This is a genomic window from Agarivorans sp. QJM3NY_29, assembly GCF_050870835.2.
In the GTDB taxonomy this organism is placed as follows: Bacteria; Pseudomonadota; Gammaproteobacteria; order Enterobacterales; family Celerinatantimonadaceae; genus Agarivorans.
The window spans coordinates 2398624-2410629 of the sequence record NZ_CP194036.2 but is presented as its reverse complement, the minus strand read 5'-3'; the positions used below and the strand labels follow the sequence as shown (position 1 = coordinate 2410629).

Annotated in this window: 10 protein-coding genes; 6 read left to right on the top strand and 4 right to left on the bottom strand. The window is 42.0% G+C overall.

Features of this window, described 5'->3' with window-relative positions; translation table 11 throughout:
• The first annotated feature begins 76 nt into the window (after positions 1 to 76).
• Together ACRRS0_RS11030 and fur are read left to right on the top strand one after the other, a co-directional pair.
• Positions 77 to 667, top strand: coding sequence for a lytic transglycosylase domain-containing protein (locus ACRRS0_RS11030; RefSeq protein ID WP_432453164.1), 591 nt, complete (start codon positions 77 to 79; stop codon positions 665 to 667).
• 358 nt (positions 668 to 1025) lie between these two features.
• Positions 1026 to 1463 carry a ferric iron uptake transcriptional regulator gene (fur, locus tag ACRRS0_RS11025; protein WP_432453165.1) on the top strand — a complete coding sequence of 146 codons (438 nt, stop codon included), beginning with the start codon at positions 1026 to 1028 and terminating at the stop codon, positions 1461 to 1463.
• 35 nt (positions 1464 to 1498) lie between these two features.
• Here the strand turns inward: fur and ACRRS0_RS11020 are convergent, their stop codons facing one another.
• On the bottom strand, positions 1499 to 2110 hold the full coding sequence (locus ACRRS0_RS11020; protein ID WP_432453166.1) for a flavin prenyltransferase UbiX: 612 nt from the start codon (positions 2108 to 2110) through the stop codon (positions 1499 to 1501).
• A 186-nt stretch (positions 2111 to 2296) separates the two neighbouring features.
• Here ACRRS0_RS11020 and ACRRS0_RS11015 point away from each other — a divergent pair, with 186 nt between their 5' ends.
• Positions 2297 to 3529 carry an HD-GYP domain-containing protein gene (locus tag ACRRS0_RS11015; protein ID WP_432453167.1) on the top strand — a complete coding sequence of 411 codons (1233 nt, stop codon included), beginning with the start codon at positions 2297 to 2299 and terminating at the stop codon, positions 3527 to 3529.
• Between the two features lie 129 nt (positions 3530 to 3658).
• Here the strand turns inward: ACRRS0_RS11015 and ACRRS0_RS11010 are convergent, their stop codons facing one another.
• Both ACRRS0_RS11010 and ACRRS0_RS11005 read right to left on the bottom strand, forming a co-directional pair.
• Entirely contained in the window at positions 3659 to 6781 is a 3123-nt protein-coding gene (locus ACRRS0_RS11010) for an efflux RND transporter permease subunit (RefSeq protein ID WP_432453168.1), read from the bottom strand.
• Positions 6782 to 6791: 10 nt separating this feature from the next.
• Positions 6792 to 7955 carry an efflux RND transporter periplasmic adaptor subunit gene (locus ACRRS0_RS11005; RefSeq protein ID WP_432453169.1) on the bottom strand — a complete coding sequence of 388 codons (1164 nt, stop codon included), beginning with the start codon at positions 7953 to 7955 and terminating at the stop codon, positions 6792 to 6794.
• A gap of 205 nt (positions 7956 to 8160) precedes the next feature.
• Between ACRRS0_RS11005 and ACRRS0_RS11000 the strand changes: the two genes are divergently transcribed.
• Positions 8161 to 8664 carry a DUF3087 family protein gene (locus ACRRS0_RS11000; protein WP_432453170.1) on the top strand — a complete coding sequence of 168 codons (504 nt, stop codon included), beginning with the start codon at positions 8161 to 8163 and terminating at the stop codon, positions 8662 to 8664.
• Here ACRRS0_RS11000 and ACRRS0_RS10995 read toward each other — a convergent pair.
• Positions 8661 to 9284 (bottom strand): single-stranded DNA-binding protein, encoded by a 624-nt coding sequence (locus tag ACRRS0_RS10995; RefSeq protein WP_432456181.1) that lies wholly within the window; start codon positions 9282 to 9284, stop codon positions 8661 to 8663. The two genes, ACRRS0_RS11000 and ACRRS0_RS10995, sit on opposite strands and share 4 nt — an antisense overlap.
• A 48-nt stretch (positions 9285 to 9332) precedes the next feature.
• On the opposite strand from ACRRS0_RS10995, the gene ACRRS0_RS10990 reads away from it, so the two are divergent.
• Positions 9333 to 10046, top strand: coding sequence for a pseudouridine synthase (locus ACRRS0_RS10990; RefSeq protein ID WP_432453171.1), 714 nt, complete (start codon positions 9333 to 9335; stop codon positions 10044 to 10046).
• Positions 10047 to 10141: 95 nt separating this feature from the next.
• Complete coding sequence (malZ, locus tag ACRRS0_RS10985; RefSeq protein WP_432453172.1) at positions 10142 to 11995, top strand: maltodextrin glucosidase; 1854 nt, start codon at positions 10142 to 10144, stop codon at positions 11993 to 11995.
• Positions 11996 to 12006 lie beyond the last annotated feature (11 nt).

Here is a 12006-nt window from a genome sequence, read left to right as displayed (position 1 = left end):
CAAAGCCCAGTTTTTCTTTAATAAACTAACACAATTGGCAATAATTATGCTTAACTTTGGCTAGAGGTGTTGAGCATTGCCAAAATTACTGTTATTAATTTCACTGATAGTGTCTTTTTCTAGCTATGCCGATGTTTGGTTTTATCAGGACCAACAAGGGGTTATGCATTTTTCTCAAGAGAAAAAAGACTCAAAATGGCGTTTGTTAATGCGCACCCCGAAAGCATTTGCAAAACCAAAATCCATCGTACAGGCCCCAAATCCACTCAACAACAATGCTTATCAACAACTGATTATTGACACCGCAAAGCGATACAATCTCGATCCGGCCTTAATCCATGCCATCATTGCAACTGAATCTAATTATAAAAACAATGCTGTTTCACGCAGTGGCGCGATGGGCTTAATGCAATTAATGCCTGCAACGGCAAAACGATTTTCAGTCACCGATCCCTTTGTTCCAGAGCAAAATATAGAGGCCGGGAGCCGTTATCTTCGCTGGTTATTAGATGAGTTCCAATCGCTGCAATTAGCGCTTGCCGCATACAATTCAGGAGAAAATACCGTAAAACGCTATGGTTTTAAGATCCCTCCTTACCAAGAAACCCAAGATTATGTCCGTAAAGTCATTAAACGTTACAAACAAAACCTCAGCCAAACTAATTAGCGGTTAAACTAACAGAGCGTTCCATTTTAGCTCCACTTTGATTGCAAGAGTTCACATCTATCTGCAGCGCTTATGTAGAAACAAACTATTACAGCATACTGTTAGAGGGCATAGCGGGAATAAACCTGTCAGTTTTTCCTAGTGACTATCATCGCTAGTCTATGTGCGAGCTTCATCAGTAATCGGCGAGTCACTACGAGTAGTGGTTCATCGCGAAAACGAAGCCAAGTGCACAAATTCGCTGGCTTAACCCACATCAATGCAGCAAGTTTTTAGCTTGGGGCTTTGTGTTTAGTGCGTAAGCCCGTATACTACGGGCAGTTATGGAATGGATAACAGCAAGGGATAAAAATCACCTATGTCTGATAATAATCACGCACTAAAAAAAGCGGGTCTTAAAATTACGCTACCCAGAATGAAAATTCTGGATTTGCTACAAACACCGAATAACCAGCATATCAGTGCCGAAGATTTATATAAATTACTACTTGAACAAGGCGAAGAAATTGGCCTTGCAACCGTTTATCGAGTACTGAATCAATTTGATGATGCAGGTATTGTTACGCGTCACCACTTCGAAGGCGGAAAGTCAGTATTTGAGTTAAATACTCAAAATCATCATGACCACTTAGTTTGTCTTGATTGTGGGAAGGTCATCGAATTTAACGACGAAGTGATCGAGCAACGCCAGCGCGACATTGCTAAAAACAATGGTATTCAACTCACTAATCATAGTCTTTATCTTTATGGGCACTGTATTCAACAAGATTGTACGGAAAACTCTGAAGAAAACTGACAACTCAAACAGGTGTAACAACATACACCTGTTTTCTATTGAGCATATCCCCAACGCCCTACCAGCTGATTATCTACCCCTAAATGATCGAGGATCCTTGAGGCCACATGATCGACGAGTTGCTCAATACTTTGTGGGTTGTGATAAAAACCAGGGCAAGCTGGCAATATATCAACCCCTATTCTGGCGAGCTTCAACATATTTTCTAAGTGAATCGCAGAAAAAGGCATTTCCCGCGGCACTAAGACTAAACGTCCCTTTTCCTTAATGACAACATCAGCAGCTCGCTCCAGCAGATTATCTGATAGGCCCATCGCAATTGATGCCAAAGTTCCCATACTACAAGGACACACCAACATCATTTTAGGTGCAGCAGAACCTGAAGCGACCGGCGAAAACCAATCCGTTTTACCAGGTAACAAAATTTGCCCTTTTTGAGCTTTAAAACGTTCCTGCATGAACTGTTCTACTTTATCTTTTGCGGTTGGCCACTGTTCGCCTAATTCCGTTGCAATAACGACCTTTGCCGCACTAGATATCAATAAATGCACTGTAAATTGCTTTTCGATGAGCAACTCAAGTACCCGGATAGCATAAATAACACCGGACGCGCCAGTAATAGCTAAGGTTATATGTTTGTTTTTCATTCAGTAAATACTGTACTCGATTTTAAGAGCGATCCTGCAAGAGAGGCAGGTTTATACCAAGATTTTCGGCTTGAGGGTAATTGTAACGTCATTAATTCGGCTAAGCGACTAATTATACAGCTTAAAGCATTTATAAAAACTAAGGTATTAACTACAATAAGGAAAAGGAATTTATGTAACGGGCTTATGTCTAAAGTAGAAATCCCCACCAACAGCTTACAGGTTGGTCATTATATTAGCTTACCGATTGGTTGGACTGCCCACCCTTTTATGCGAAATAGCTTCAAAATAAAAAATGAAGAACAATTAACTGTTGTTCGTTCTTTAGGCCTAGATGTGATTACAGTTTTCCCCAATAAATCAACCGTTAACGTTAACTTAGTGACCACGGCTACGACCGACGAGCAAGCACCAGAAGCAATCGCAGAAATCGATCCGGAACAAGCAATACTAGAAGAATTAAGGCACGCTCAAAAACGTGCGAATAAAGCATTCTTACGTAATTCAGAGAGTTTTCGTCTGGCCTTGACTAAATTTACCAATAAACCTGAAGAAGCTTATTACAGTATATTCGAACAAATAAATATCACTTTACAACTGATGTTTAAATCTAAATCACCACATAGTGTTTATGTTATTTTGGAACCCAGTAGCGAAGAAGATATTTTTTTCCACAGCGTAAATGTCGCTGTTCTCTCTGCTTTAGTGGCCAAGAATTTAGGTTTTACTGAGAAAGAATGTTCGATGTTGTGTATTGCGGCGATGGTTCATGACATTGGCGAACTCAAAGTTCCCCAGCAGATCCGCAGAAAACCCAATGAATGGGAATCCGCAGAACAGAGTTTTTTTGAAACTCATCCTAAATTTAGTGCTGACCTGATTAAAAAAGCAGGTTCATTTCCAAAAGAAATTCTGCCGATGGTGCTAAATCATCATGAACGATTAGATGGTAGCGGCTACCCAAAAGGTTTAAAAGCAAAAGAGCTAGATAAAACCACTCAGTTACTGTCGATTGTTGATGCTTTTGAACACCTATGTTCACCTTTACCAAATCAGAAAAAACTCACACCTCAAGAAGCCTTCGCCTTTCTCTATAAGTATGCAGGAACAAAATATAACAAGTTATACTTAGAGCAGTTAATGAATACTTTAGGTATCTACCCCCCCGGCTCCATAGTAAGCTTATCCGATCAAACTTATGCAATGGTGATGTCGAGCAACCCTAAACAAAAACTTAAACCGAGAGTTTTACTTTTAGAAAAAGGTAAAAGCTTCAGCAATGCTAGCGTCATCGATCTCAGTAAGTCAGACGTCAAAATTAGTCAAACTGTAAAATGGGAAGACGTACCGCAGGCGCTAATTAAGAATTTCGACCCTAAACTTCGCTGTTGTTATTTCTTCGACCCCGAGCAAGAATAATTCAAATCCGTTAGCCCTACTATTTTTAGCTTTACTTCACTTCAAATAAATTCATTTACGCGTGTTCTAGGTAAAAAGCGAAAATCATCAACTGATTTCCGCTTTTTATCTAAGTTAGTCATTGGACTATTATTCGATAATGTCTTGTTTACCTTTTACTTTTTCTCTCATACTTTGCATCATTACGTAAAAAACGGGCACCAGACAAGTCCCAACAAGGGTGGCTGCGATCATCCCGCCCATCACCGCATAACCCAAAGACACGCGACTAGCCGCCCCTGCACCAGTCGCAATCACTAAGGGGATCACCCCAAGAATAAACGAGAAGGCAGTCATCAATACGGCTCGAAAACGTAGGCGAGCAGCTTTTACCGCAGCATCTCGAATTGTCATACCGCTTTCTCGCAATTGCTTGGCAAATTCAACAATCAAAATAGCATTCTTACAGGCTAAACCGATCAATAAAACCAAGCCGATTTGAGTATATAAGTTCACATCGGAACCCATAATCCAAATGTAAACAAAAGCCCCTAAAATCGCGATAGGTACCGCAAGCATCACTGAAATAGGTATCGTCCAGCTTTCGTACTGAGCGACCAAGAACAAATAGGTAAAAATGAGGGCTAGAGAAAAAATAAGCGGTGCCAAATTACCAGCTTTTAACTCCTGATAAGTTTGCCCTGACCACTCGTAGGTATAACCGACCGGAAAACTATTTTCCGCAATTCGTTTAACCGTTTCAATCGCTTGCCCTGTACTATAGCCCGGTGCTGGGAAAGCATTCATTTTCACTGCGCCATATAAGTTAAATTGGTTGATATACTCCGGCCCCAATTTAGGCTCAACAGTCACCAAAGTTGTTAGAGGGACCATTTCATCAAACTTATTGCGAATATAGAAACGAGAAATATCTTGTTCAGAGTTTCTATATTCAGTTTCGGCTTGCATGTATACCCGAAAGACCTTACCAAAACGGTTAAAATCATTGACGTATTTAGAGCCTAGCATCGTTTGCAGCGTGGTAAAAATACTATTCAATTGTACCCCCTGCACTTTTGCTTTCTGTCTATCAACATCAACGAACAGTTGTGGTACATCCGCACGATAAGTACTAAAAGCAGCGGCTAGTTCCGGAACGCCTGCGGCTTCTACTGCGGTAGCCCGCATCACACTGGCCAATTGCGCAGGACTTCGCCCCAAGGTGTCTTGAATATAAAACTCAACACCTGCGACGGTCCCCACCCCCGGTAAAGCCGGCAACGAAAATCCCATCGCTTGCGCTTCGCCATAACGACTCAGCGCAGCATTTGCTTTTGCTAAAATACTCGACTCAATTAATGCGGGATCGTTACGTTCATCCCAATGGGATAAAATCACCACCATAAGCCCCGCATTTGAAGACACCGCGCCTGAAATAATTGAATAACCACTAGCCGAAATAACGTTAGTCACACCATCCAACTGGTTGAGTTCGTCAACCATTTTGCCAATTACGTCTTTGGTTCGGTTAATTGATGCACCATTAGGCAATTGAACATCTACAAAAAATGCCTTCTTATCTTCAGTCGGTACAAAACCAGTCGGTAATGAAGTTGCAAAATAGCCAGTCGCACCAAGCAATAGCACATAAACAATTCCAACAATCGACAACTTTCTGACCATCCCCGATACAAAACCACTATATTTCCCAGTGGCTTTATCAAAATAGCGGTTAAAGACAGCATGAAAGCCCTTTTCATGAACTTTAGGGGTTTTTAATAAAGAGGCACATAGTGCCGGACTCAAGGTTAAGGCATTCACGGAAGAAATGAGTACCGAGATACAAATGGTAATGGAAAACTGAGCATACATTTGTCCAGTGATTCCCGGCATCACAGCGGTAGGGGCGAATACAGCTAACAGTACCAAAGTGGTTGCGACCACAGGGCCTGTCACTTCTTGCATCGATTTGATAGTCGCATCGACAGCGTTCAAACCTTCTTCTTGCATTAAACGGGTGGTATTTTCCACAACCACAATCGCATCATCGACCACAATCCCAATTGCAAGGATCAAAGCAAATAACGAAACAGTATTAATGCTCATGCCAGTTGCCAATAGAAATGCAAAGGTACCAATCAATGAGACCGGTATCGCGATAGCAGGTACTAGGGTTTGCCTGAAATCTTGTAAGAAAACATAAACCACAAAGATAACCAAAGCCACCGCAATCAACAGCGTTTCTAACATCTCATTAATCGAGGTTTGAACAAATTCTGTCGTGTCGTAAAGGATTTTGTAATCCATATCCTCGGGAAACTGAACACTTAAGCGATCCAGTTCTTCTCTAACACCTTTTGCGACTTCTAAAGCATTGGCACCACTGGTTTGATAAATAAACAGTAATGCTGAGTCCTTATTATCCAGTTTTGCTTCAGCATCATAGCTTGCCGCCCCCAATTCAACCCTAGAAATATCTTTTAAATATACGGCGCTCCCATCCGGATTGGAACGAACGATAATTTCTTCAAACTCTTCGGGGTGACTTAAACGTCCCTTCGTGGATAAGGTATATTGAAACTGTTGATCCCGGGGCACAGGTGCTGCACCAATCCGGCCTGCGGCAACTTGAATATTCTGTTCTTCGATAGCCGCAATCGCGTCATCAACGCTAACACCTAAACTAGCCATTCGGTCTGGATTTAACCAAATCCGCATTGAGTAATCCATCCCACCAATAATGCTAACCTTTGATACCCCATTCACTCGGGCAAGGTTATCCTTGATGTTGATCCCCAAATAGTTGTTCAGAAATAAATTATCTAAACCTTCATTGGGTGATATCAAGTTGAGCATCATCAAAATATTGGGATCTTGCTTTTGAACTTTAATTCCGCTGCGCTGGACCTCGTAAGGTAGACGAGGCATAGCCTGCTGAACCCGGTTCTGCACATTCACTTGCGCCATGTCAACGTCGGTACCAACTTCAAAAGTAACGCTTAAGGAGTAACTGCCGTCATTGGCGCCTTTTGACTCCATATAAATCATATTTTCAACGCCGTTAACTTCGGCTTCAATAACCTTGGCCACAGTGTCTGCCACCACATCGGCACTCGCACCAGGATAACTGGTCGTCACCGAAACGGAAGGCGGAGAAATATTGGGAAATTCAGCAACCGGTAATACCGGGATCGACAACAAGCCAGCCAAAGTTAAAACAATAGAAATAACAAAGGCAAATTTGGGTCGATGAATAAAAAACTTACTAATCATCACCGACTCCTTAAGATTGAGCTTCAGTGAAAGGCTGGATAGTATCCATCTCGTGTTCGACTTCAGCACCAATACGAACTTTTTGTAAGCCCTCGCTGATGACTAAATCCCCTTTGTCCAATCCGTTTTTCACTTCCCAGTCAATCCCGTAACGTTCCCCTAACTCAAGGTTTTTTCGTTGAACTATATTTTGTTTATCCACAATTAATGCATATCGACCTTGTTGATCTTCTTGAACCGCACGCTGCGGGATCAGCATCACTTGTTGCATATTAGGTGACTCAATGATCACCGTGACATACAAGCCCGGCACCACCAGATCATCTTTATTGGCAAATTCGGCGCGAATCGCCAAAGTACCCGTCGTTGCATCGACCCGATTATCCACAAAGTCCATCTTGCCCGTTTCTTGATACATGCTGCCATCAGGGAAACGCATTTTGACTGGGAAATCTCCCAATTTGAAAGGTGTAGATATCGATTTATGGGCACGTTGCGCAGCCATAATAGTTTTCTCTGGGATTTGAAAATTTACCCAAACAGGTTCCATTTGCACCAAACTCGCCAATTCAGTTTGTTCCGGCACAATCAAATCTCCGGTAAAAACAGCTGAACGGCTAATCCGTCCGGTAAATGGCGCATATATCTTGGTATACCCAAGTTCTAGCTTGGCATTGTCTAAATCAGCTTGGGCACTCTGTAATGCAGCGGCAGCCTGAAGCTTTTTCGATAATAAATTATCGTAATCAGATTGACTGATGAAGTTATCTTTAATTAAACCTTCACCGCGTTTAAAATTGAGAACCGCGGTATCAAATGCAGCTTTCGCTTGAGCCACTAAAGCTTTTGAAGCGTTAAGCGCGGTAGTATATTGCTCAGGATCAATTTCAAAAAGCAACTGATCCTTTTCGACAATGCTCCCTTCAACAAAATTAATTTTTACTAATTCACCTCTAATTTTTGCTTTTAAAATAATATCTTGGGTGGCTTCAGTTCTGCCAACAAATTCGTTACTTGGTCTGACTTCTCTGGTGGTCACTTCTAAAACTTTAACCTTTGCTATGACCTTTGGTGCTGGAGGTGGTGCGTTATCGCAGCCACTCACAAAAAAGACTGACAAAAGCATCATTCCTAACACCGAAGATATGCAGCCTATTTCCTTGGAACGCTTCATAAATATTCCTTGTTAACAATATAAAAGAGGAAACTATAAGTTTATCATAGTTGCTAACTAACAAACTGAAAACTAGAGAATTTGGAATAATTGATAGTTTTTTTAAATCATCAAAAATAGCGATATAAAAGTCACGGTTTGGTCATATATAATGACTAATAATTTATTAGAATCATTCTCTTTAAATATCGTTGAAGGAACAATAATGCAACTAAAACCAGTAGACAAACAACGTTATCAGACTCGCTCCCGATACTGCTACTTTGGCATATCTACGGTATTAATTATCTTAAGCTTAGTTTGGTCAAGTTGTTGGATTTACTTATTTTCTAAGAATGATGATAATTTTATATTCAATCTGCTTGGAGTCGTGAGCGCAGTGGTGTCGATGTTTCCAATCGTTCGCTATTGCAAAAATCAGCCTTGGTTTGATGAGGTCGTCTATATTTGGAATTTAAAACAAGAACTAAACAAAATTAATCGAAAGATGTCTTCTCTCGTGCAAGCTTGTGATCGAGCTGAATTGAATGCCTTCACTGCAATCAAGTTTAGCTATCAGGGAAGCCGTCAAATTTGGCAACTTGACGACAACACTCTCATGCTAACTGAACTGAATTTATCCGAACAGCAGCTTGATGAGGCAATCGCAAAACAAGGTCTTGTTATTAATATAAACGATTACCACAGCGAGATATTAAAAGCTTACTAGAACTGGTTGATCAAAACACATGTATGACCATCGACCAGCACCGGAGAAATGAGCAAGTCTTCGGCAAAAGCTTTCTTTAGACTACCGTCAATCACTAGCTTGTCACCTACATTCGATTGCTTATCAACTAATTCTGCGGGGTAACCCCACAGATTGCAGCTGGTAAGCTGTGACGGTTCCGCGTCATCAGTGGCTAGCTGTAACTTTAAATAACTTTGGTTATTCACGCTCTGACGTAATGAAGACTTACTAAGCAATTGGCCAACTAAGGTTAACTTGTTCCAGTACAACTGGGTAGGCGCGCCAATAAAACTTAGTTGTTCTGCTTCTATGGCGCTAATAATCCGCCCTTCAGAGTCTTTTTGATATCTAAGTCGCCCTTTGACAACCACCCCATCTCCGGCTTTGGCATATTGTTTTAAGCGCTCCGCTTCATCTGCGCGTGCAGTAACCGTGAACACATCTACACGTTCCTTGGCTGGCGGTTTCGTTTTTTTCTTTACCAACAAGTCAAATTGAGTGATAGCAGTCCCATCGCTAAAATAACGAAGGGTCACTTGCTTGGTTACAATATTGCCCAATAATTCAATATCTGAGCGGCATAAAGCGTTTGTTGTCATAGCCAATTTAACGTTAATATCCTCATTTATGCTTATATTAGGGCCATTATGAAATACCCTTGTCGATTAGACAAATACCTTTCAAAAGCAATGTCCATTTCCCGCAGTGATGCTAAAAAACTAATCAAAAATAAGCGAGTGACAATTGACCTCCAATTGAAGGTACAAGCACAACAAACGCTGTATGCGGAGCAACAAGTACATCTAGATGGTCAACTATTAAGCTTAATCTCTCAGCATTATTTCATGCTCCATAAACCCACGGGCTACCTGAGTACTGCCGCGGAAGCCGGTCATCCAAGTGCGCTCTCTTTAATTACCACCGCTGCACCCGTTGCACTCCATGCAGCCGGACGTTTAGACTTAGATACCAGTGGCTTACTACTGCTTACCACTGACGGACAATGGTCCCATCGCGTCACTAGCCCCAACAGTGGGAAATATAAAGCTTACCGAGTCCAACTAGCAGAATCGCTCAGTTTGCAGGATTTAGAGCAACTTCGACAAGGTATTTTGTTGCGTGGTGAAGATAAATTAACCAAACCCGCTTTAGTTGAGCCACTCAGTGCAACAGAAGTTGACCTACAAATTACCGAAGGACGATATCATCAAGTAAAACGTATGTTTGCCGCTTTAGGGAATAAAGTGCTTGGTTTACATCGTTGGCAAGTTGGGCAAATAAAGCTCGATGAACAACTTGCACCGGGTGAATATAGAACCTTGACTCCCCAGGAAATAGCAAGCTTTGAACAAGCCAAATGACTCATAAATCATTAGTAAATTTACAGTGTTAAGCTCAATCTGTTGTTTGACAACGAATCGAACGAAGCAAGATTGCAAACCAGCGAGGTATAGATATGACAAGTTTTAGATTTCATCCGCAAAGCCAAGTCGTTCGACAAGCCGAGCATTACCTCATTACCTTGTATACTGATCCAGCAGAGCAATATGAACAACTCCTGATTCGAATTGAGCCAGACCATGAGGAACTATTCATGGACATGCAGCCCTGCTCAACCAGTGGCTCTTGGCTAAAATGGCAAGTTAAAATTCCGATGAGTGTTCATGCTCCCCATACTCTCTACTGCTTTAAATTTGTGTATAGCGATCGACAAGTCTATCTGCATGCGGCAGGTGAGTCGGTGCGCCTTCCTCAAAAACATTATCACTTTAAAATTCATTCTGATGCTCAGCCTCCTGAATGGGTCAAACAACAGGTTTTTTATCAGATATTTCCTGAAAGGTTCGCCAATGGCAAACCCGACATAACCCCGTCCGCCGATACCTATCAATATCACCAAGATGGTCGGCCTGTGGTGCAAAAACAATGGGGAGAGCCAGTAGCAAAAACTCACTCAGGAACCGGCGCTACCGAATTTTACGGTGGCGATTTAATAGGCATCGAACAACAACTCGATTATCTTCAACAACTGGGAGTCACCGCCCTCTACCTGAATCCAATATTTGCTTCCCCCAGCAACCATAAATATGACTGCGTTGATTACTGGCAAGTTGAACCTCACTTTGGCGGAAACAAGGCGCTAATATCATTAAGCGCAGCCTTAAAAACACGACATATGAAGTTAATGCTCGATGCTGTTGTAAATCATACCTCGAATCAACACCCTTGGATCGACTTCTATCAACAAGGCAAAAACGGCGCTTATAATCATCCTTCCTCTCCCTATCGTAATTGGTATCATTTTGATAACGACGGCCACTACTGGTCTTGGAAGGGGATTACCAGTCTGCCTAAGCTGAATTTTGCTGAGCCAGAAGTTCAGCAAGCGATCTATTCTGGAAAAGACGCCATGCTTAAACATTGGCTCAAACCGCCCTATCAAATTGATGGTTGGCGCTTTGATGTGGCACACATGCTCGGTGAACACAACAGCGCCCTAAATAACGCGCATCACATCCGCCAATTTAGAAATGCGATTAAACAAACCAACCCACAAGCCTATATGATCGGAGAGCATTTTTCAGAAGCTAGCCAATGGTTACAAGGCGAACAACAAGACGGCGCGATGAATTATTATGGATTTTGCCATCCTGTGGTTGCCTTTCTCACCGACACCGACGTACCAAGACATGCACCAATTCACCTAAGCGGAGTCGATTTAGCAACCTGGCTTGCCGAGGCCCGAGCCTCAATCCCATTTGCTAATCAACTCGCCCAATATAATTTATTAGACAGTCACGATACCCCAAGATTTTTACATCTAGTCAAAGAAAATCGTCAACTGAAGCAGATCGCCGTAACGCTTTTACTCACTTATATCGGTGTACCGTCTATCTATTATGGGGACGAGGTGGGAGTCACTGGTGGCAACGATCCAGACTGTCGTCGCTGCTTCCCTTGGGATCAAGATCAATGGGATCACAAGCTGTTCAAGCATTACCAAAGCTTAATCGCATTGCGTAAAGAGCGTATAGAACTACAACAGGGGGATCTGATAAGTCTTGCAGAACAAGCTGACATCTGGGTCTATCTACGTTGGATACCTGGTCAACACAGTATTGTGGTCGTCAATCGCGGGCCAGCCCAAGAACTCACCATCTCGTTAGAACATTTCGTACTGGAATCACGCTGCTACCTTGAACGATTATCTGGAGTACAATTAACACTCAATCACAATCAATTAACGATTGAATGTGCCGCCCAATCTTCACAAATATTCAGCTCTATAGAACACCGACCAGCGATGTAGAGTAACATTCA

Coding starts and splice junctions, on each gene's coding strand:
- fur (WP_432453165.1), top strand. CDS start 1,026: ATGTCTGATAATAATCACGCACTAAAAAAAGCGGGTCTTAAAATTACG.
- ACRRS0_RS11020 (WP_432453166.1), bottom strand. CDS start 2,110: ATGAAAAACAAACATATAACCTTAGCTATTACTGGCGCGTCCGGTGTT.
- ACRRS0_RS11015 (WP_432453167.1), top strand. CDS start 2,297: ATGTCTAAAGTAGAAATCCCCACCAACAGCTTACAGGTTGGTCATTAT.
- ACRRS0_RS11010 (WP_432453168.1), bottom strand. CDS start 6,781: ATGATTAGTAAGTTTTTTATTCATCGACCCAAATTTGCCTTTGTTATT.
- ACRRS0_RS11005 (WP_432453169.1), bottom strand. CDS start 7,955: ATGAAGCGTTCCAAGGAAATAGGCTGCATATCTTCGGTGTTAGGAATG.
- ACRRS0_RS11000 (WP_432453170.1), top strand. CDS start 8,161: ATGCAACTAAAACCAGTAGACAAACAACGTTATCAGACTCGCTCCCGA.
- ACRRS0_RS10995 (WP_432456181.1), bottom strand. CDS start 9,284: ATGACAACAAACGCTTTATGCCGCTCAGATATTGAATTATTGGGCAAT.
- ACRRS0_RS10990 (WP_432453171.1), top strand. CDS start 9,333: ATGAAATACCCTTGTCGATTAGACAAATACCTTTCAAAAGCAATGTCC.
- malZ (WP_432453172.1), top strand. CDS start 10,142: ATGACAAGTTTTAGATTTCATCCGCAAAGCCAAGTCGTTCGACAAGCC.